Source organism: Rathayibacter iranicus NCPPB 2253 = VKM Ac-1602 (assembly GCF_003149025.1).
Lineage (GTDB): Bacteria > Actinomycetota > Actinomycetes > Actinomycetales > Microbacteriaceae > Rathayibacter > Rathayibacter iranicus.
This window is the reverse complement of sequence record NZ_QGDV01000006.1, coordinates 1-19,170: the sequence shown is the minus strand read 5'-3', so window position 1 is coordinate 19,170 and position 19,170 is coordinate 1. Positions and strand designations below refer to the sequence as shown.

Here is a 19,170-nt window from a genome sequence, read left to right as displayed (position 1 = left end):
AACTGATGAGCGGCTCGAAATGAGACCCGTCCGTTCGTGACGCCTGCTCCCGTCTTGGGTGCAGGCCCAAGACAGGAGAGAAGTGGCAAAACCACGCGTACACGAGATCGCATCCGAACTCGGTGTCGATAGCAAGGTCGCACTTGCGAAGTTGAAAGAGCTCGGCGAGTTCGTCAAGGGACCGTCCTCGAGCATCGAACCCCCGGTCGCCCGCAAGCTTCGTGAGGCCCTGCAGGGCCAAGGCGGAGCGAGCGCCGGCACGTCGTCCACGGCGACGACCCCGTCCGCTCCCGCCCGCCCGGGAGCGCCGCGTCCTTCGAGCGCCCGCCCCTCCGCGCCGACGCCCGGTCCTGCGAAGCCGCCCGCTCCGGCGCCGGCCCCGCCGATGTCCGTCGCCGAGCGCCAGGCGCAGGCGCAAGCCGCTCAAGAGGCTGCGGCGGCACAGCGCGCCCAGGCCGCGAAGGATGCTCCGGCCGAGTCCGAGACGTCGGTTCCGACCGAGGCTCCGGCGGCAGCCGACAAGCCGGACTCCGGCCCCATCACGCCCGGCGGACCCAAGCCCGCGACCCCGCGTCCGGCTCCCGTCGCCAACACCCCGCGCCCCAGCGGCGCCTCGGGCGGCTCCAACCGCCCCGGCGGCACCCCCCGCCCGGGCAACAATCCGTTTGCCAGCAACCAGGGCATGGGACAGCGTCCCGCCGCCCCGCGCCCCGGCAACAACCCCTTTGCCAGTTCGCAGGGCATGGGATCACGTCCGACCCCGGGCAACATCCCCCGCCCCGCTGCTCCGCGTCCCGGCGTGCCCCGTCCCGGCGGGCCCGGAATGGGTCAGCGCCCAGCCGGCTTCGGCCAGCGTCCCGGCGGTCCCGGCGGTGGCGCCGGACGTCCCGGCGGTGCCGGCCGACCTGCCGGCGGCGGTTTCCAGCGTCCCGGTGGTGCGCCTGGTGGTGGCGGTGGCTTCGCACCGCGTCCCGGTGGCGGCGGAGGTCGTGGTCGTGGTCCTGGCGGTGGCACCGCTGGCGCCTTCGGTCGCGGTGGCGGCAAGAGCAAGGCCCGCAAGTCCAAGCGCACGAAACGTCAGGAGTTCGAACTCAGGGAGGCTCCGTCGCTCGGCGGCGTCAGCGTCCCCCGCGGCGATGGGAAGACGATCATCCGTCTACGCCGCGGCGCGTCGATCTCGGACTTCGCCGACAAGATCGAGGCCATGACCGGCGTGCCGGTGCCCCCCGGCAACCTGGTCACCGTCCTCTTCGCCCTCGGCGAAATGGCTACGGCGACCGAGTCGCTCGACGAGGCCACCTTCGAGGTGCTTGGCTCCGAACTCGGCTTCAAGATCCAGGTCGTTTCGCCCGAGGACGAGGACAAGGAGCTCCTCGAGGGCTTCGGACTCGACCTCGAGCAGGAACTCGACGACGAGACGGACGAGGACCTCGAGATTCGTCCCCCCGTCGTCACCGTCATGGGTCACGTCGACCACGGAAAGACGCGCCTGCTCGACGCGATCCGCAACGCCAACGTTGTCGCCGGCGAAGCGGGCGGCATCACGCAGCACATCGGTGCCTACCAGGTCGTCGCGGAGCACGAGGGCATCGAGCGCCCGATCACCTTCATCGACACCCCGGGTCACGAGGCGTTCACCGCCATGCGAGCCCGCGGTGCCCAGGTCACGGACATCGCGATCCTCGTGGTCGCGGCGGACGACGGCATCATGCCGCAAACCATCGAGGCGCTGAACCACGCCCAAGCGGCCAATGTGCCGATCGTGGTCGCGGTGAACAAGGTGGACAAGCCCGAGGCCAACCCGGCGAAGGTGCGCCAGCAGCTGACCGAGTTCGGACTGGTCGCCGAGGAGTACGGCGGAGACGTCATGTTCGTTGACGTGTCAGCCCGTGCGGGCACCGGCATCCAGGACCTCCTGGACGCCGTGCTGCTGACCGCGGATGCCGGACTCGACCTGCGCGCCAACCCCAATAAGGAAGCACGCGGCGTCGCGATCGAGGCGAAGCTCGACAAGGGACGCGGTGCGGTCGCGACCGTCCTCATCCAGTCGGGAACGCTGCGCGTCGGTGATGCGATCGTCGCGGGAACGGCCTACGGCCGCGTCCGTGCGATGGCGGATGAGAACGGCAACGCCGTGCTCGAGGCCGTCCCTTCGCGTCCGGTCCAGGTGCAGGGACTCTCGTCCGTGCCCCGCGCCGGCGACACCTTCCTCGTCACCGAGGAGGATCGCACGGCACGCCAGATCGCCGAGAAGCGCGAAGCCGCTCAGCGCAACGCCCTGTTGGCCAAGGCCCGCAAGCGCATTTCGCTCGAGGACTTCACCCGAGCTCTCGAAGAGGGCAAGGTCGAGTCGCTCAACCTCATCATCAAGGGCGACGTCTCCGGTGCCGTTGAGGCGCTGGAGGAGTCGCTCGTCAAGATCGAGGTCGACGACTCGGTGCAGCTGCGGATCATCCACCGCGGCGTCGGTGCGATCACGGAATCGGACGTCAACCTCGCGACGATCGACAACGCGATCATCGTGGGCTTCAACGTCCGCCCCGACCCGAAGGCGCGCGAGCGTGCTGCCCGAGAAGGAGTGGACATCCGCTTCTACTCGGTCATTTACAACGCGATCGAAGAGGTCGAGAACTCGCTCACGGGCATGCTCAAGCCCGAGTTCGAGGAGGTCCAGTCCGGTGTCGCCGAGATCCGTGAGGTGTTCCGCTCCTCGAAGGTCGGCAACATTGCGGGTGTCATCGTCCGCTCCGGCACGATCACCCGCAACTCGAAGGCGCGCGTGATCCGTGACGGCGTTGTGGTCGGGGACAACCTCGCCATCGAGTCGCTGCGTCGCTTCAAGGACGACGTCACCGAGGTGCGGACGGACTACGAGGCCGGTATCGGTCTCGGCAAGTACAACGACATCCAGATCGGCGATGAGATCGAGACAATCGAGATGAAGGAGAAGCCGCGAGGCTGATCCTGATCCACGGAAGGCCCGGGTCCGCCCGGGTCTTCCGTGCGTTTCCTTGCGTCTGTTCTCTTGTGGGGATCGGGAGGGGGACTCTCGTCCTCTCGCGCCTTCCCGCGGGCCTGCGGCCCGCCCGCCAGGCCCGAGCCAGGCGCGAGAGGACGAGACCCCCTCCCTCCCTGTGGGAGGAATCGGAGGGGGCACCGTTGTTCCGGAGGGGTGGACCCTCCAACGGGCGCTACCGCAGCTCCGAGGGGGAGCCGTAACGAAGCCCCACACTCACGGGCATCGACGTTTCAGGAACACGAGAACCGGCGGCCCTGCCGGGGAGTGGTTAGATGGCGAGCCGAACGGTTCGTCGAGAGAAAGGTGAGGACCAGCCATGGCAGATCCGGCACGGGCGAGGAAGCTCGCCGAACGTATCCAGGTGATCGTTGCCAAGCGGCTCGAGCGCGGACTCCGCGATCCCCGACTCGGCTTCGTCACCATCACTGACGTTCAGGTCACCGGTGATCTGCAGCACGCCTCCGTGTTCTACACGGTGTATGGCACTGACGAGGAGCGAGCCGACTCGGCCGCCGCCCTCAAGGCCGCCACCGGCATGCTGCGCACCGAAGTCGGGAAGAACATCACCGCGCGACTCACGCCGTCGCTCGAGTTCATCCTCGACGCCCTCCCCGAGAACGCGAAGCACATTGAGGACCTGCTGGCCACCGCGCGCAGTCAGGATTCGCAGGTGCAGTCGCTCGCCGCGCAGGCAGACTACGCGGGCGACGCCGACCCCTATGTAAAGCCGCGCGAGGACGAGGAGTAGGCGCCGAGTCCGACAACCGCGGAGCCTGTGGCGACGTCGACCGATTCAGGACGACGACACAGGCTCCGTGCGGCGTCGGGAGCGCTCAGGAGCCGGGGAGCAGGTAGCCCTCATCCGGTCCGCCCGTGGCGAGGCCGTCGGCGAGCAGCCCGGCCAGGGCGCGACTCCGCTGGTCTGCGTCGGTCCAGACAGTCTCGATCTGTGCCGCCGTTACCGGCCCGTGCTCGGCGCGGAGTTCGGCCAGGATGAGGCCGCGAACCTGGCGGTCAGAGCCCTCGAACCGCTTCTGTCGGGCCTTGACCGGGCCGGTGTGCTCCGGGTAGCCGTCGGCGCGCCACCGGCACAGATCGCGGATGGGGCAGACGTCGCAGCGCGGGCCCCGTGCCGTGCAGACGGTTGCGCCCAACTCCATCATCCCCGCGTTGAAGGCCGCGGCTTCGGGAAGTGGCTCGGGGAGCAGTGCGGCCATGGCGGCGAGGTCCGGCTTCGTGCGCGGCGGCCCGGGTTCGGCGGCTCCGTCGACCGCTCGGGCGATGACCCGGCGGACATTGGTGTCGACGACCGGATGCCGACGGCCGTAAGCGAAGACGGCGATCGCGCGCGCCGTGTAGTCGCCGATGCCGGGCAGCGCGAGCAGAGCATCGACATCGTCCGGGACCACGTCGCCGTGCTCCTCGGCGAGAGCGACCGCACAGGCGTGCAGACGAAGCGCCCGGCGCGGATAACCGAGCGACTGCCACGCCCGCACCGCCTCTCCGGGGGGCACGGACGCGAGGGCAGAGGGCGTCGGCCATCGCTCCAGCCACTCGGCGAGCCGCGGAACCACGCGGACGACGGGGGTCTGCTGCAACATGAATTCGCTGACCAGTGTCCCCCAGGCGGGGAAGCCCTCCCGGCGCCAGGGCAGGTCGCGTGCGCTCGTGTGGAACCAGGCGACGATCGCGTCGGCGAGGGCGGGAGGCACCTGATCACCCTAGGTGCTGCCGCGTATCGTGGACGAATGACCAGGTGGGCTCCCCGGAAGGCCGATGTGCTCGACGCTCTCGCGGCGGAGGTGCTGCACAACTACGGGCGCGGACGGGTGGCCATCGGTATCGACGGCGACGATCCGGCGGTGAGCGGCCCGTTCGCCGTCGAGCTGGCCGAGGCGTTGCAGCGGGCCGGGCACGACGCGATGGTCGCCCACCTCGCCGATTTCCAGCGGCCACGGGCCGAGCGCGACGACCACGCAATGCCTGAGGAGCAGCGTGCGTACCTCAGTTGCTACGACTACGAGCTGTTTCGACGGGTGCTGCTCGATCCGTTCAGGCTCGGCGGTAGTACCGGCTTCGTGCTCGCGGGCTTCGACTCGGTCCGCGACGAGGTGCGGCAGGCTCGTTGGCGAACGGCTGGGCGCGATGCGGTGCTCCTGGTCGACGGCCAGTTCGCGCTGCGGCCGGAGTTGCGCGGTGCCTGGAACACGAGCATCCGCCTCGACACGCAAGAGCCGCCCGTCGATGCGGCTTACCGGGCGAGCACCGACCCGCGCCGACTCGCGCCGATCCTGGTGGACATCCGCGACCCGGAGCAACCGCGGCGTCTCTTCGCCGACTCCTGCTGAGGGCGGCGTCGGGGAGCCGGTGTTCGTTACCGAGGTGGAGAGCCAGAATTCTCCTCTCCAGGCGTTCGTTTCGGCTTCTCAGCCTCGGGAACGAACGCGACGGCACCGTCAGATGTCGGTGGCCCGGCGAATGACCTCGGCGGGCGGGAGGAAGGCGCCGGAATGCTCGACCTCGTGCACGAGTTCGACCAGTAACTCGTTGACCGGAGCTTCGCAGCCACCGCGATGGGCCGTGCGCACGATCGCGCCGGCCAAGTGGTCGATCTCGCTCGGCACGCCGCGGCGGACGCTCTGCAGCGTTGATCCGGGGTTCGGCACGTCGCCCATCCGAGCGGCCATCCGACGGGGGAGCAGCTCGACGAGGGGTAGCGGAGCAGCCGCCAGCGCGCGGATAAACCCGTGCGTCAAGCCTTGCAGGTCGCCGAAGCGCACTCCCGCGGCGAGGCCGACGCGCGCCGCCTCCCGCAGCGCCCGTGCGAGGACTCGGCGCAGACCCGGGTCGGCAATGGTCTCTTGCACAGGGAGGCCGGTGATTGCGGGCAGAGCGTTGACTTCGTTGATCAGGAGTTTCGTCCATTGCGCCCCGAGGAAGTCGTCGGATATCGCCGTCGGCACGGCCTCCCCGAGGATGGCTGCAGCGCGCCGGACGTCGTCGTCGGCGGGTCGGCCAGGGATCCCCAGTGTCGTTGCGGCCGGGGTGGTGACGCTGACGCGGCCCGGCTCGAGGTGGCTCGCCGCGAAGAGTGCCAAGGCACCGACCAGCCGCGCCTCGCGGACCTGCCGGGCCGCAGCCGCGAGCCCGTCGAGGCCGTTTTGCACCACGACGACCAGCGTGCCGTCGATGGTCCGCCGGTTCGCGCGCAACGCGTCCTCGGCATCCTGCGCCTTCGTGCACACGAGAGCGAGGTTGGGGACGAGGTCGAGGGTCTCGCCGCAGCGGACCCAGGCGGTGTGCTCGCCCCAGGCGCCGTCGAGGCGGAGGCCCGACCGGCGGATCGCAGCGAGATGTGCCCCCCGGGCGGTCACTTCGACGTCGTGCCCTGCGCGGTCGAGAAGAGCGGCGATCGTCCCGCCGATGGCGCCCGCTCCGAGTACTGCGATTCTCACCCGCACAGCCTAGGTCGGGTGGACACGGTGGGCGGCGTCAGGCGGGAGAACTCGCGATCCGCCGGTGTATCGTCACACCCGTGCTCGAGACCCCCCTCCCGGCTTCAACGGCGCCGACTGCGTCGACACCTCCGTCCGCGTCAGTGGCTCCGAACGGGATTCTCCTGCTGGACAAGCCCGGCGGCATCACCAGCCACGATCTTGTCTCGCGGACCCGTCGTCGCGCCGGCACGCGCAAGGTCGGCCATGCCGGGACGCTCGACCCGATGGCGACCGGGCTGATGATCCTGGGCCTCGGCGCCTCGACGCGGCTGCTGACCTACCTGGTGGGGCTCGACAAGCAGTACGAGGCGACGATCCGCCTCGGCGCCTCGACCACCACCGACGACCAAGAGGGCGAGCTGCTCGATTCCGCCGAGCCCGGTCTCGCCGCCGCACTCGCCCCGGAGGCGGTGGCCGCCGCGGTCGCGGCCCTTACCGGCGCGATCGAGCAGGTCCCGAGCGCCGTCAGCGCGATCAAGGTCGACGGCCGCCGCGCCTACGCTCGGGTTCGGAACGGGGAGGAAGTCGTGCTCCCGGCGCGCCCCGTGACGGTCTCGGGCTTCGACGTTCTCGCCCGGCGCGAGGTCGACGGCTTCCTCGACCTCGACGTGCGCGTCACCTGCTCATCCGGCACCTACATTCGCGCCCTCGCCCGCGATCTGGGTGCCGCGCTCGGCGTCGGTGGGCACCTCACCGCGCTACGCCGGACGGCGGTCGGACCCTTCACCGTCGCGCAGGCCGGTGACATCGACGAGCTCGATGTCCCCGCATCCCTGCTGCAGCCGATCGTCGTCGCAAGTGAACTCTTTCCGCTCCTGCGCCTGGACGCCAGGGTGGCGGCAGACCTCGCCAACGGCAAGCGCATCCCGGTGCCGCAGGAGGCCGTCGGCGTGGAGGGCCTGCTCGCTGCCGTCGGCCCGGGGGAACGCCTGATCGGCCTTGCCGAGCGCCGCGGCACTCAGCTGAAAAGCGTCGTCAACTTCCCGACCGGCGAGGTCCGGACGGACGCGTCGTGATCGAGTGGTTCACGATGCTCCAGGTGGGGATCGCCGTTGTGGCCGGCCTGCTCTGCCTCCTGCTCGGACTGCTCGGTCGGCGCCCGTCCGATGTCTCGGTGGGGGCAACGGCGATCGTCGAGCTTCTGCTGATCGTGCAGCTCGCGGTCGCGATCGTCTCGCCGCTGGTGGGTAACCGGCCCTCGGGCAGTCTGCTGGAGTACTACATCTACCTGATTTCGGCCCTGCTGCTGCCGCTGGCCGCTGGCTTCTGGGCGCTGATCGAGCGCAGCCGCTGGAGCACGGTCATCCTGGGCGTCGCCTGCCTGTCGATCGCGGTCATGGTCTTTCGGATGCACCAGATCTGGTTCGTCCAGATCGCCTGAACGGGCGCCACCGCCGAGCCGCGCTCAGCGAGCGCCTAGCATGGAGGTGCGATGTCGAAACCAGCTAGCGATGCGTCCGGACGGGCCACTCACGACCCCCGTAGCCCCGTGGCAGCCGGAAGCGCCGACCCGAGCCGAGCACCGCGCTCCGCTCGGTCGCGTGGGCTTGGCAGCCTACTCGTCGTCGTCTACGGGATCCTCGCGCTCGCCGCGACGGGACGCTCGGTCTTCCAGATCCTCGACCGCTTCGATGAGGCGCCGCTCGCCTTTTCGCTCTCGGCGTTGTCGGCGGTCGTCTATCTCGTTGCAACCGTTGCTCTCATCGCCCCGGGCCGGGCCTGGCAGCGGATCGCCTGGGTGACTATCACCTTCGAGCTGGTCGGCGTGCTCGTGGTGGGTGCGCTCAGCCTCCTGGCGCCGCACCTGCTCGGCTTGGCCAGCGCCGACCCGTTCGGCCGTCAGTCGACCGTGTGGGCTGCGTTCGGGGCGGGCTACCTGCTCATCCCGCTCGTACTGCCCGTGCTCGGGCTCTGGTGGTTGCGCGCCCAGGGGCTGCGCGCCCAGCGAGCGGCCGTCTGATGCGCGTCGAGACCCGGGCCGGCGATCTCACGGGGATCGGCCCCTCCGCGGTCAGCATCGGCAAGTTCGACGGTGTGCACTCGGGCCATCGCGCGGTGATCGGGACGCTGCATGAGCGCGCCCGTGAACGTGGCCTCGCTGCGGTGGTCGTCACGTTCGATCGCAATCCTCTCAGCGTCATCGCCCCCGAGAAGTGCCCGCCTGCGCTCGTCGGCAACGAGCAAAAACTCGAGCTGCTGGCCGGGACCGGCGTCGATGCAACGTTGCTCCTTACCTTTGATGAGGAGTTCCGTGCGCTCTCGCCCGAGGAGTTCGTGCAGCACGTTCTCGTCGATGCGCTTGAGGCGCGGGTGGTGCTCGTCGGCTCAGACTTCCGCTTCGGCGCGCGCGGTGCGGGTGACGTCGAGCTGCTTCGCTCGTTGGGTGCGCGGCAGGGATTCGAGGTCGAGCTGATCGATGATGTGCGGCCGGAGGACGGCCGTCGCGTCTCGTCCACGTGGATCCGCGAGTTGCTGGCTGAGGGCGACGTCGAGCATGCGACGCGGCTGCTCGGACACGAGCCGGTCGTCCGCGGCGTCGTGGTGCACGGAGCCAAGCGCGGACGCCAGCTGGGCTTCCCGACCGCCAATCTCTCCCCGCAGTCCCAGGGGCTCATCCCCGCGGACGGCGTGTACGCGGGACGGCTCACGACCAACGGCGTGACCCATCCCGCGGCCATCTCGGTGGGGAGCAACCCGACCTTCACGGGGGTGCCGCCGAAACAGGTTGAGGCCTACGTGCTCGACCAGATGCTCGAGACTTTCGATCTCTACGACCGCGTGGTCGATGTGGCGTTCGTGGGGCGCATCCGCGGGCAGGTCGCCTACGAGGGCGTCGAACCGCTGATCCGGCAGATGAACGATGACGTGCTGCGGGTGCGCGAGGTGCTCGGGATCGTCTGATCCCACTCGCCCGCAAGCACTGCCTAGCAGGGGGCGGAGGCACGCACCAGCCGGAGAGGTTGCGGGGTCGCCCGCGTAGCGTGGCCCTATGAGCGCACCCCTTTCCGACTCCGCAACGGCGCGCCCTCTCGCACTCGTCACCGGCGCGACCGGCTACATCGGCGGTCGGCTGACGCCGCGCCTGCTCGAGGCCGGGTTCCGCGTGCGGGTGCTGGTGCGCGATCCGCGCAAGCTCGTCGACGTGCCGTGGGCGGAGGAGGTCGAGGTAGCCCAGGGTGATCTTGCCGATCCGGAGTCGCTGGTCGCAGCGTTCGAGGGCGTCGATATCCTCTACTACCTGGTGCACTCGATGGGGTCGGGGAGCGATCACGCCCACTTCGAGGAAATCGAGAGCCGAGCCGCGCAGAACGTCGCTACCGCGGCGAAAGCCGCCGGCATCGGTCGCATCGTCTACCTCGGTGGACTCCACCCCGAGGGCCAGGAACTCTCGAAGCACCTGCGCTCGCGGGCCGAGGTGGGCCGGATCCTCCTGGAATCGGGAGTGCCGACGATCGCGCTGCAGGCCGGCGTCATCATCGGCTCCGGCTCGACCTCCTTCGAGATGGTCCGCCACCTTACCGATGTGCTGCCCTACATGCCCGCGCCGCAGTGGGTGCGCAACTTCATCCAGCCGATTGCGGTGCGTGATGTGTTGCACTACCTGATCGGCGCCGCCGTGCTTGAGGACCGCACGCTGAACCGCACCTTCGACATCGGCGGGCCTGACGTGCTGCGCTACGGCCAGATGATGAACGGCTACGCCGTGGAGGCCGGCCTGCGGCAACGTCCGATCGCGTCGCTGCCCGTGTTCACGCCGTGGCTTGCCTCTCAGTGGGTCAATCTGGTCACGCCCATCCCGCGCTCGCTGGCAGTGCCGATTATCGCCTCCTTGCAGTACGACTGCGTGGTGCACGAGCAGGACATCCGCTCGCTGATCCCCGACCCCGAAGGCGGGCTGACCTCGTACCGCCGCGCGGTCCGACTCGCCCTGGGCAAGATGCAGGCCGGCGAGATCGAGACGAGCTGGCAGAACGCCGAGGTCGTCGGCGCGCCGAGCGATCCGCTGCCGAGCGACCCGGAGTGGGCTGGCCATACGGTCTACGTGGATCTGAAGGTGCGGCGCACACATGCCGACCCGGCCAAGCTCTGGCGCGTGATCGAAGGGATCGGCGGTACCAACGGCTGGTATTCCTTCCCGCTCGCGTGGGTGATCCGCGGATGGATGGACCGCCTCGTCGGGGGAGTCGGCCTCCAGCGCGGCCGCCGCGACTCCGTCCGGCTGCACGCCGGCGACGCATTGGATTTCTGGCGAGTGGAGGCTATCGAGCGACCGACGTTGCTGCGTCTGCGCGCCGAAATGAAGGTACCGGGAGGTGCGTGGCTGGAGATGCGCGCGGAGCCCTCGGACGACGGCGGCTCGCTCTACACCCAGCGCGCGGTCTTCTTTCCGCAGGGTCTCGCTGGCCGGCTCTACTGGTTCGCGATCCTGCCCTTCCACGGCATCATCTTCAACGGTATGGCTAACCGCATCACGGCGACCGCGGCCGACCTGCCGGACTCCGGCGGCGAGCGCTCCCCTGGCGGGCGCCGGGTGCAGCGGTGACAATGGGAGGGTCCGTCGGTGGCGATGCTGCTGTGGACGCTGATGAGAGGAGCACGATGAGCGAACGGTCCGATACGGACGCGGGGTGCGATCTCCGGCTGGGAAAGGTCCTCTTCGTCGGGGACAGCATCATCCAGGCGGGAGCCTGGGACGAGTGGCTGACGGAGTCGACGGTCATCGACGAGGGTGTCGGCGGTGCCACCACGGCGGACGTCGTCGCGCGGCTGGCCGATCTCGTCGCGCAAGAGCCCGACACGGTCGTCCTCCTGGTCGGCACCAACGATCTGGCGTGGCACCGCACCACCGAGCACATCGTTCGCAACATCGAGACGATCGTCGCGACCTTCCGTCGCGACCTCCCGGACGTGCGCCTCCTGGTCACGTCGGTGTTGCCGCGCGGACACGAGTTCGCTGCACAGATCCGCGACATCAACCGCCACCTCTGGCAATTCGCTCCGACGGCGCACGCGGGATATCTCGACCTCTGGCCTGTGCTCGCCGGCGAGGATGGCGGTCTACTCGAACGGTTCTCACCCGACGGCCTGCACGTCAACGAGGAGGGCTACCGCGTCTGGCGCGAGGCGCTCGGTCCGGCACTGGAGGCGGTGCTGCGGATGCCTCCACGGACGCGGCCCCTCACTCTGCCGTACGACGAATTCGCGCGGCCGAGAACGGCGTAAACGCACGCGAGGGGGGAGCTGACCGGATGGTCAGCTCCCCCCTCTTTGCCCCGTGTTTAGGATCGCGCGGCCTTCTCGGCGAGAGTCTCGCCTCCGACTGCCCAGCTGTCGCGTTCGATCTCGGTCACCGTCGCCCAGACGCTCGCTGGCTTTGCTCCCGTTGCCGAGATATATGCGTCGGTGACCGCGCGGAGGATGGCCGCCTTCGTCTGCGGGTCGGTACCCGGGGTCTGAGAGATGGAGATGAGGGGCATGGTCGTGTCCTTCCGGTCGGTGAGGAGGTTCACGAGCCACCGTACGCAGACTCGTCGGCGCCGTCTCAGACGCATTCGTTGCACCGGCGAAGGCGATTACCTGGGTGTGGCTCTGAGCCTCGCGACCAGCGCGCCCGCACTGGTGCCGCGCAGTGCCACGAGGGCTAGGTGCTCGAGGGGTGGATCCTCGTCGAACGGCACCCAGCAGAGCGGAGCCTCGGATCCTCGCGTGCTTGCCGGGCGCAGCGCCACGAGGGAATCGTCGGTCATGAGTCGGTGCTGGAACAGGGCGTGGCGGGCAGGTCCGTGCTCTCGTGCGGGCGACCAGCCATTCCGAGCGAGGTGAGCGAGGATTTCAGCGGCATAGCGCGGTGCTTTTTCGTCGTCGAACCAGAGCAGCGTAGAACTCCGCAGCTGCTCCCAGGAGATGGTGGATTCGCGGGCGAGGGGATTCCGCGGTCCGACGACGACCCCCAGCTCATTGCTGGCGAGAGACGCGTGGACGAGAAGGGAGCCGCCGACCGGGGTTCGCACGACGGCGAGGTCCAGGGTCCCGCGTTCGAGCGCACGGATCATCGCGCTGGAGGAGTCGGAGCTGCACTGCATCTGCGCGTCAGGCTGCACGCTGTGCAGGGCCGATTCCACCTCTGCGACGACATCAAGGCCGAGCCCGGGGCCGATCCCCACTCTCCACGGGCTGCCCACTCCGTTCAATCGCGCCGCTGCTTCTTCGAGCCCTCCGAGAAGAAGCGAGACGGTCTGGAGGAAGTCCCGCGCTTCGGGAGTGACGGCCAGGCCGGTCCTCGTCCGCTCGAAGAGGGGCATACCCAGGCGTGCCTCCAGCTTCCTGATCTGCTGGCTCACACTCGGCTGAGCGACGCGCAACTTCTCGGCGGCTCCGGTGATCGATCCGGCCGCTTCCACGGCCAGCGCGTACCGCAAATGCCGCACTGAGATGTCGTCAAGTCGTGCAGTCATCTGTCTCTCCTCCTCCGCGGGCTTCGCCGACCCAGGCGGACCCCTTTCTCACCACTGCGTTCTGCTCTTCGACTTGTGATCCGACGTGAGGATAGTGTGCGGTCCTCACCTCCGGCTGAAGGGATGGGGGGAATTTTGCGAGGAGAGGAAGCCATGACGACCCATGATGAGTCGATACCGCGACGGCGCCGAGCGCCCTACGTCGTCGTCGCAACGGCCCTTGGCATCACCCTTGCCGCGAGCGGTGCCCCCTCGCCCGCCTATTCGGCGTTTCAGGCACAGTGGTCACTTCCAGCGGGCGCGATCACTCTCGCGTATGCGGCATACGCCGTGGGTGTGATCGCGGCTCTCCTGACCGCCGGCGGAATCTCGGACCGAGTTGGCACGAGACCGGTTCTCGTGGCGGGAATGCTCGGTCTCTCCCTATCGATGGTGGGTCTTGCGCTGGCTCCAGACCTGCCCGCTCTGATCCTTGCCCGGCTGATCCAGGGAGTCGCGACCGGCATCGCGACCGGCGCCGCCGGCGCAGCACTGTCCGAGACGCATCCCCGCTCGGACCAGCGCGCGGCGGCAGGGATGAATAGCATCGTCAGCACCCTCGGCATAGCGGCCGGAGCGCTGGCGAGCGGGCTGATCCTCGACTGGGGTGGGCCTGTTCCATTTCCCTTCGAGATGTTCGCCTGCGCGAGCCTGCTCACTGCGGTCGGAGTCGCGGTGCTGTCGCCCCGGACTGCTCGGGCGACAGGTACTCGACTCCTCCAGGTGCAGCGTCCGTCGGTTCCGCGGGGGATGCGCCGAGACTTCGCAGTCGCGTCGTTCTGTGTCACAGCCGCGTGGTCTGTCGGAGGGCTCTATCTCGCCCTCGGCGGAACGCTCGCGAGTTCTCTGCTGGGCGTTCACGGACACGTCGTCGCCGGAATCGTGGTTCTCGCCGTCCAGGGCGTCGGCGGCGTGGTCCAGGTCGTCTGGATGCTGATCGCCCGAACGGTCTCGCCGCGGCGGGCGGCGACGTGTGCGATGTTCGCGCTTGGGATCGGAACCGCAATGACCGCGGCGGGCGCCGTCGTCGCGAGCGCACCGCTCGCCGTTGCAGGAGCAGTGCTGAGCGGGGCCGGCTTCGGCCTGTCCTTTCTGACGGGTACGCGTATCGTCACGCTCGCCGCTCCGGCGTCGCAGCTCGGCGCGGTACTCGCGGCCTACTTCATCGTGGCGTACCTCGCTCTCTCGGTGCCTGCTCTCGCTGTGGGATTCCTGGCCGCTGCCATTGGAGACAGCGCCGCCTTCGTCCTGTTCGCCACCGCGGTCATCGTGCTCTGCTCGGCAGCGCTCGTGCTCCTGCGCCCACAGCGTGAGGCCGATCGTTCCGCCTCCGGCAACGCCGCGGGCATCCCCTCAGTACGTCCATAACTCTTTAGGAGCTCATGCTGTGATCACCAACATCGATGTCACCCTCCGCGATGGGGGTTACCGCAACTCCTTCAACTTCTCCCCCGAGTACGCGCTCGCTCACGCGCGTTCCAGTGTCGCCAGCGGATTCGACTGGGTAGAAATCGGATACAGGAAGGGGTCGTCACGGCCGGAACTGACGGACGGCCTGACCGCGCACTGCGATGACGAGTACATAGCGGCCATGGCTCGCGAGGTCGGCCCGGAGCACATTGGGATCATGGTGCACCCGGGAAACCTCGGCGAACACGACTTGGATGAAGCATGGAGCGCAGGCGCGCGGCTCCTTCGTATCTGCTTTTCGCCCTCAGATCCGCGGCGCAGCCTCGAGTGCGCTCAGCGCGCCGTCGAAATTGGTTACGTCGTCTGCATCAACGTGACGAGAATCAGCACCGTCGCGCCGAAGCGGCTGCGGCGGATTATCAATGCGGTCAGCGGCCTCGGTGTTACTGCTCTCTATCTCGCGGACTCGAACGGCAGTCTTCTTCCCGACGAAGTGCATGCGCTAGTCGAATCGTTGATCTCTGGACACGAACTCGCTGTCGGCATGCATGCGCACAATCATCTCGGCTTGGCACTCGTCAATACCATCCGCGCGGTCGACGCGGGGGCGACATGGGTGGATTCAGCGGTCCTGGGCATGGGAAAAGGGGCGGGTAATCTCGTTGCGGAGCAATGGCTGGCGTATCTTTCGCAACGCCGCGCCGGATCCGACCGATTCGATTTGGGTTCTGTGCTCGAACTTTCGACGAGACTCGGTGAAAGCGTCGTGGAGGCGGCTCCTCGTCTCGATGTGACCGATATGCTGCTCGGCTATTTCGATCTCTCGATCGAGCACAGTCCTCGGCTGGCCGAGATCCCGGACCGTCATGCGCAGGTGCGGGCCGCAGGCCTTCTCGCCGGTGCAGACTCGTGACAGGGCTTGCGATCTCTTTCGAGCCGCTGCACGTCCTCCGTGAATTCCGCGCTTTTCCGGGAGCGATCGGCGCGCAGCTCGAGCAGGCGGGCTTCGACGTGCTCTCGCTCGACACCTGCGCTCCGTTCGAGGACGGTGCGACGACGATCAGGGAGGTCGCCGAGTACTGGAGAGCGGAGTGCCCCTCGCTCGCCGAGGCCTCGCTCATTCTCGGGAACGCGCTGGGCGGTGTAGTGGCGCATGAACTCGGTCCTCATCTCAGCGACGGCGTCGTCACCCTCACTGTGTCGGCGCCGAGCAAGCCAACGGAGCGCCTCCGGGCTCGATTCGCGGATGTCATCGCCGCCGTGGCACGCGATGGAATTGGTCCGGCTGCCGGCCTTCTCGAGAGCCTCGCTGGCGGCATTCCTGCCCCGAGAGAGGACGATGGGTATCGAACCGAGCGTGCGATGAGGGGACGTCTTGTCAACGGGCTGCAGGCGCTAATGGAGTACTCGTGCGAGCATTCCGGGGGCGGCGGTCGGCATATCGCGGTCGTGGGAAGCGAGTCGCAATTGGCGGGCAGGGACGATGTGTGCCGCTGCGATTCTCCCAAGCTCATCGAGCTGAGCGGCGCCGGAATGCGCGCTCATCTCGATCGGCCCGACCGGGTCGCCTCTGTCGTGGGCACGGTGCTGGAGAAGGATCTGCGATGAGGGGAACGAAGAAGTCGATCGCCGTTCTTCCGGGAGACGGGATTGGCCCCGAGGTCATGTCGGCCGCTCTGCCGGTCCTGGAGCGGCTGTGTCCGAATCTCACGCTCGTCGCGGCCAAAATCGGATGGGAGTGCTGGTGTGAAGCCGGTGATCCAGTCCCGGCCAAGACCTGGGAGTTGGTCAGGTCCTCCGACGCGACTCTGCTCGGTGCGGTCACCAGCAAACCGGCGAGGGAGGCGGTGGCGGAGTTGGCGCCTGGGCTCGATCCCACTTCTCTCGCGTATGTGTCCCCTGTTGTTCAGCTTCGTCAGCAACTCAGCCTGAATGTGAATATCAGGCCAATCCTCGACCTTCGCGGGGAAGCCTTCGATTTCGTTGTCGTGCGCGAGAACACAGAGGGTCTCTACGCGGGTTACGACCGGTTTCCGCTGACCGAACCCCTCTGGTCGGTCGTCGCCAATCACCCGAACGCCGTCGCGTCTGGACGTCCGGGGACATCGGCGACAGTGCGGCTCCAGACTCGGAGTGGGCTCGAATCCCTCCTGCGCCGAGCCTTCGAACTGGCGTCATCGCGACGGGGATTCGTCTCCGTCGCCGATAAGCCGAATGTTCTCCGGCAGAGTTCTCGCCTCGTAAGGGAGGTCCTCGAATCCGTCGCTGGCGATTTCCCCGGTATCGAGAGCGAGATCATCAATGTCGACGCGGCGGCAATGTGGATCGTGACTCGACCGTCGCGTTTCGATGTCCTCGTCGCGGAGAACATGTTCGGAGACATCCTCTCCGATGTCGGTGCCGGTGTGATGGGTGGCCTGGGTCTTGCCTCGAGCAGCAATATCGGCGCGGAACACGCCTACTTCGAACCCGTGCACGGCAGCGCGCCGCGTCTTGTCGGCACCGGTCGAGCTAATCCGATGGCGATGTTCCTCACGATGGCGGCGATGCTCGATCACCTCAGCGAGACGGCGAGCGCGAAAAGGATCAGGCGGGCCGTCGGCGACGTGTTGCGGGAGGGACGGTTCGTCACCTACGACCTGGGAGGAAGCGCTTCCACCCTGGATGTCGCGCGAGAGGTGTTCGAGAAAATTTATCGAGAGGATGACGAATGAGTGGGTCCGGATGGCGCGGATCACGTGTCGATACGGCGAGTGTCTCCGATGCGTTGGATGGGCTGAGAGAACCGAGCACCTGGCTGCCGAGCATTGTTGCCCGGTCGCCCGGCACCCGTGTCGCCGGTCCAGCATTCACCGTCCGATACGCACTCCTCGAGACGACGGGGCAAGAATTCCGCAGCGCCGCGGAGTACGTGGACGATGTCCCTCCGGGATCGGTGATCGTCTCAGTCAATCCGACCGGACGTGAGTGCACGACCTGGGGAGATCTCCTGACGGTGACCGCTCAGGCACGAGGAATCGCGGGAACGATCGTGTCCGGCTTCGCTCGAGATGTCGCCGGCATCCGTGCGCTGGGTTATCCGCTCTTCAGCGCGGGCACCTCGATGGTCAGCGCGAAGAATCGGCTTCGATTCGATGCAGTGCAGATTCCCGTTGTCGTCGATGGGATCACCGTGAGGCCGGGGGACTGGATGATTGCCGACGACAACGGCGCGATGATGGTTCCCGCTGACCGGATGGAGACGGTTCTCGCCATGGCGGAGTCCGTCGAGGAGACGGAACGCCGGATCGCGGCGGCCGTTCGAGGAGGGAGTTCTCTCGCCGACGCGCGGAGGTCGTTCGGCTATGCCACGCCGTGGAAAGGTTCCGATGGCTGATCGTTGGCCGGTCGAGTTCATCGACTCTCACTTCCACGCCGGCACGGATGCGGTGCGCCGCAGAACGTCGATTGCGGGAGCCGTGAGGGAGTACGGAAACGAAAACGGCGCCGTCTGGGTCAAGCGCCACGACGGGGAGACCCTGTCCTCCACCCGGCAGTGGAGGTTGAACGGGGTCCCGGTTGGAGGAGTCGCCGTCATCCAGTGGGCGGATCTGGTCGATTCACGCTCGCTTGAACGGCTGCTTCGGCGTGAGCGGTTTCGCCCGCGGCCCATCGTCTCGCTCCCGACGCGCGACATCAGGAGTCTTCTTGATCATCTGACCAACAGACGGGTGATTACCGCGCTGGAGGAGGTCATCGAGATGGCCTGGTCCTGCGGTGCGGTCGTCGCGACTGGCCACCTCCCTGCCGAGCGGATATCGGCGCTTCTCGGCGCAGTTGCAGCTCGTGGCGATGCAGGGAGAGTTCTCGTGACGCATGCGTTCCATCCGTTGGTGAATGCGAGTCCTCTCGTGCAGGAGCTGACCGAGGAGTTCGACGTCGCCTTCGAGCACACTGAGCTGACGCACCTGCTCGGCCGAATCGGCACCGACGCGCATCTTTCGGTGCTTCGTGAAGTGGGCAATCTTCTCTATTCGTCGGATTTTGGCCAGCCGACATCGCCGACAGTGGGCGAGTGGCGTACTCTCTCTGAGCGCTGGTTCACGGAAGCGGCGCTCACCGGCCTCCGGCGGAGGGAGATCACGTTGACCGCTGCGGCCGACCTCCTTCTGCGTCCATAGGTAATTTGACACGCTCGGAAATTCCCGTCCGTATCAACCTGGGAGTATCCGTTCCAGTACACGCCGATCGCGGTCTGGAACGTGGACAGGCACACCAGCAGCGACTGCACGATCGGGACATGCACTCCCCGAATATACGCGCGCATCGCGTCAGCACTCTGACCACTGATATTCCCCGAACCCATCAGACTCTCAAGCTCCTGCAGGAGCGCATCAAGGGCCTCAATCCGGTCCGCGAGACTCCTTTGCAACCCCGAAGAAGACGCCTGCCACGAATCCGCAGAGAACTCCATCACATTGAGGCTTATGCAAAATCCGATTGATCGAGATGGATTCGTGCGTGTCGGTCACGGATAACACGGGCTGGTCCGCTGTGATTGAAGAGCAACCTTCGACAGAAACTCTTCGCAAAGGAACCAGCCGGTGCGCACACAGACTACTACGGGAATGACGGCCGAGCACTACGCGATCCTCGCCGAACGGATCGAGAACGAGTTCACGTGGCGTCGGCGTCGAGGACGGCCACGCACACTCTCGCTCGCGGGGGCACTGCATATCACTCTTCTTTATTATCGCCAGAATGTCACCGA

Annotated in this window: 19 protein-coding genes; 15 read left to right on the top strand and 4 right to left on the bottom strand. The window is 67.6% G+C overall.

Annotated features, from left to right (window positions below; genetic code table 11):
- The first annotated feature begins 82 nt into the window (after window positions 1-82).
- Window positions 83-2,962, top strand: a complete 2,880-nt coding sequence (infB, locus tag B0H03_RS08175) for a translation initiation factor IF-2 (RefSeq protein ID WP_104354300.1) — start codon at window positions 83-85, stop codon at window positions 2,960-2,962.
- 373 nt (window positions 2,963-3,335) lie between these two features.
- Complete coding sequence (rbfA, locus tag B0H03_RS08170) at window positions 3,336-3,767, top strand: 30S ribosome-binding factor RbfA (RefSeq protein WP_104264401.1); 432 nt, start codon at window positions 3,336-3,338, stop codon at window positions 3,765-3,767.
- An 85-nt stretch (window positions 3,768-3,852) separates the two neighbouring features.
- Here the strand turns inward: rbfA and B0H03_RS08165 are convergent, their stop codons facing one another.
- Window positions 3,853-4,731: an HhH-GPD family protein gene (locus B0H03_RS08165; protein ID WP_241560409.1), complete on the bottom strand. Its 879-nt coding sequence runs from the start codon at window positions 4,729-4,731 to the stop codon at window positions 3,853-3,855.
- Between the two features lie 36 nt (window positions 4,732-4,767).
- Here B0H03_RS08165 and B0H03_RS08160 point away from each other — a divergent pair, with 36 nt between their 5' ends.
- Window positions 4,768-5,367, top strand: coding sequence for a nucleoside/nucleotide kinase family protein (locus B0H03_RS08160; RefSeq protein WP_127843925.1), 600 nt, complete (start codon window positions 4,768-4,770; stop codon window positions 5,365-5,367).
- 108 nt (window positions 5,368-5,475) lie between these two features.
- Here the strand turns inward: B0H03_RS08160 and B0H03_RS08155 are convergent, their stop codons facing one another.
- Entirely contained in the window at window positions 5,476-6,474 is a 999-nt protein-coding gene (locus B0H03_RS08155) for a ketopantoate reductase family protein (RefSeq protein WP_104264426.1), read from the bottom strand.
- A gap of 143 nt (window positions 6,475-6,617) precedes the next feature.
- Between B0H03_RS08155 and truB the strand changes: the two genes are divergently transcribed.
- The 6 genes from truB (at window position 6,618) to B0H03_RS08125 (ending at window position 11,739) form a co-directional block, all read left to right on the top strand.
- Window positions 6,618-7,532, top strand: coding sequence for a tRNA pseudouridine(55) synthase TruB (truB, locus tag B0H03_RS08150; protein ID WP_104264403.1), 915 nt, complete (start codon window positions 6,618-6,620; stop codon window positions 7,530-7,532).
- Window positions 7,529-7,897, top strand: coding sequence for a hypothetical protein (locus tag B0H03_RS08145; protein WP_104264404.1), 369 nt, complete (start codon window positions 7,529-7,531; stop codon window positions 7,895-7,897). Before truB ends, B0H03_RS08145 begins: the two co-directional genes overlap by 4 nt.
- Window positions 7,898-7,948: 51 nt before the next feature.
- Window positions 7,949-8,476, top strand: coding sequence for a hypothetical protein (locus B0H03_RS08140; RefSeq protein ID WP_202130013.1), 528 nt, complete (start codon window positions 7,949-7,951; stop codon window positions 8,474-8,476).
- Complete coding sequence (locus B0H03_RS08135; RefSeq protein ID WP_104264406.1) at window positions 8,476-9,417, top strand: bifunctional riboflavin kinase/FAD synthetase; 942 nt, start codon at window positions 8,476-8,478, stop codon at window positions 9,415-9,417. The genes B0H03_RS08140 and B0H03_RS08135 overlap by 1 nt, the downstream gene beginning before the upstream one ends.
- A gap of 88 nt (window positions 9,418-9,505) precedes the next feature.
- Window positions 9,506-11,059: an SDR family oxidoreductase gene (locus tag B0H03_RS08130; RefSeq protein ID WP_104264407.1), complete on the top strand. Its 1,554-nt coding sequence runs from the start codon at window positions 9,506-9,508 to the stop codon at window positions 11,057-11,059.
- Between the two features lie 56 nt (window positions 11,060-11,115).
- On the top strand, window positions 11,116-11,739 hold the full coding sequence (locus B0H03_RS08125; protein WP_104264408.1) for a GDSL-type esterase/lipase family protein: 624 nt from the start codon (window positions 11,116-11,118) through the stop codon (window positions 11,737-11,739).
- A 56-nt stretch (window positions 11,740-11,795) separates the two neighbouring features.
- Here the strand turns inward: B0H03_RS08125 and B0H03_RS08120 are convergent, their stop codons facing one another.
- Window positions 11,796-11,993, bottom strand: a complete 198-nt coding sequence (locus B0H03_RS08120) for a tautomerase family protein (RefSeq protein WP_104264427.1) — start codon at window positions 11,991-11,993, stop codon at window positions 11,796-11,798.
- Window positions 11,994-12,089: 96 nt separating this feature from the next.
- Entirely contained in the window at window positions 12,090-12,971 is an 882-nt protein-coding gene (locus tag B0H03_RS08115; RefSeq protein ID WP_104264409.1) for a LysR family transcriptional regulator, read from the bottom strand.
- 153 nt (window positions 12,972-13,124) lie between these two features.
- Here B0H03_RS08115 and B0H03_RS08110 point away from each other — a divergent pair, with 153 nt between their 5' ends.
- The 6 genes from B0H03_RS08110 to B0H03_RS17070 are packed head-to-tail and all read left to right on the top strand — an operon-like array spanning window position 13,125 to window position 18,580.
- A complete protein-coding gene (locus B0H03_RS08110; RefSeq protein WP_160487286.1) occupies window positions 13,125-14,378 on the top strand; it encodes an MFS transporter in 1,254 nt (417 codons plus the stop codon).
- Window positions 14,320-15,333: a beta/alpha barrel domain-containing protein gene (locus tag B0H03_RS08105; RefSeq protein ID WP_165827981.1), complete on the top strand. Its 1,014-nt coding sequence runs from the start codon at window positions 14,320-14,322 to the stop codon at window positions 15,331-15,333. Before B0H03_RS08110 ends, B0H03_RS08105 begins: the two co-directional genes overlap by 59 nt.
- Window positions 15,330-16,028 carry a hypothetical protein gene (locus B0H03_RS08100; protein WP_104264411.1) on the top strand — a complete coding sequence of 233 codons (699 nt, stop codon included), beginning with the start codon at window positions 15,330-15,332 and terminating at the stop codon, window positions 16,026-16,028. The genes B0H03_RS08105 and B0H03_RS08100 overlap by 4 nt, the downstream gene beginning before the upstream one ends.
- The gene (locus tag B0H03_RS08095) at window positions 16,025-17,134 is read left to right on the top strand and encodes an isocitrate/isopropylmalate dehydrogenase family protein (RefSeq protein ID WP_104264412.1); all 1,110 of its coding nucleotides are present in this window, start codon (window positions 16,025-16,027) and stop codon (window positions 17,132-17,134) included. The genes B0H03_RS08100 and B0H03_RS08095 overlap by 4 nt, the downstream gene beginning before the upstream one ends.
- On the top strand, window positions 17,131-17,796 hold the full coding sequence (locus B0H03_RS08090) for an RraA family protein (RefSeq protein WP_104264413.1): 666 nt from the start codon (window positions 17,131-17,133) through the stop codon (window positions 17,794-17,796). The genes B0H03_RS08095 and B0H03_RS08090 overlap by 4 nt, the downstream gene beginning before the upstream one ends.
- A complete protein-coding gene (locus B0H03_RS17070) occupies window positions 17,789-18,580 on the top strand; it encodes a DUF6282 family protein (protein WP_104264414.1) in 792 nt (263 codons plus the stop codon). Before B0H03_RS08090 ends, B0H03_RS17070 begins: the two co-directional genes overlap by 8 nt.
- The last annotated feature ends 590 nt before the right edge of the window (window positions 18,581-19,170 follow it).

Bases quoted from the DNA above. Each gene is read 5' to 3' on its own strand.
- rbfA (WP_104264401.1), top strand. From the start codon at position 3,336: ATGGCAGATCCGGCACGGGCGAGGAAGCTCGCCGAACGTATCCAGGTG.
- B0H03_RS08160 (WP_127843925.1), top strand. From the start codon at position 4,768: ATGACCAGGTGGGCTCCCCGGAAGGCCGATGTGCTCGACGCTCTCGCG.
- B0H03_RS08140 (WP_202130013.1), top strand. From the start codon at position 7,949: ATGTCGAAACCAGCTAGCGATGCGTCCGGACGGGCCACTCACGACCCC.
- B0H03_RS08135 (WP_104264406.1), top strand. From the start codon at position 8,476: ATGCGCGTCGAGACCCGGGCCGGCGATCTCACGGGGATCGGCCCCTCC.
- B0H03_RS08130 (WP_104264407.1), top strand. From the start codon at position 9,506: ATGAGCGCACCCCTTTCCGACTCCGCAACGGCGCGCCCTCTCGCACTC.
- B0H03_RS08125 (WP_104264408.1), top strand. From the start codon at position 11,116: ATGAGCGAACGGTCCGATACGGACGCGGGGTGCGATCTCCGGCTGGGA.
- B0H03_RS08120 (WP_104264427.1), bottom strand. From the start codon at position 11,993: ATGCCCCTCATCTCCATCTCTCAGACCCCGGGTACCGACCCGCAGACG.
- B0H03_RS08115 (WP_104264409.1), bottom strand. From the start codon at position 12,971: ATGACTGCACGACTTGACGACATCTCAGTGCGGCATTTGCGGTACGCG.
- B0H03_RS08110 (WP_160487286.1), top strand. From the start codon at position 13,125: ATGACGACCCATGATGAGTCGATACCGCGACGGCGCCGAGCGCCCTAC.
- B0H03_RS08095 (WP_104264412.1), top strand. From the start codon at position 16,025: ATGAGGGGAACGAAGAAGTCGATCGCCGTTCTTCCGGGAGACGGGATT.
- B0H03_RS08090 (WP_104264413.1), top strand. From the start codon at position 17,131: ATGAGTGGGTCCGGATGGCGCGGATCACGTGTCGATACGGCGAGTGTC.
- B0H03_RS17070 (WP_104264414.1), top strand. From the start codon at position 17,789: ATGGCTGATCGTTGGCCGGTCGAGTTCATCGACTCTCACTTCCACGCC.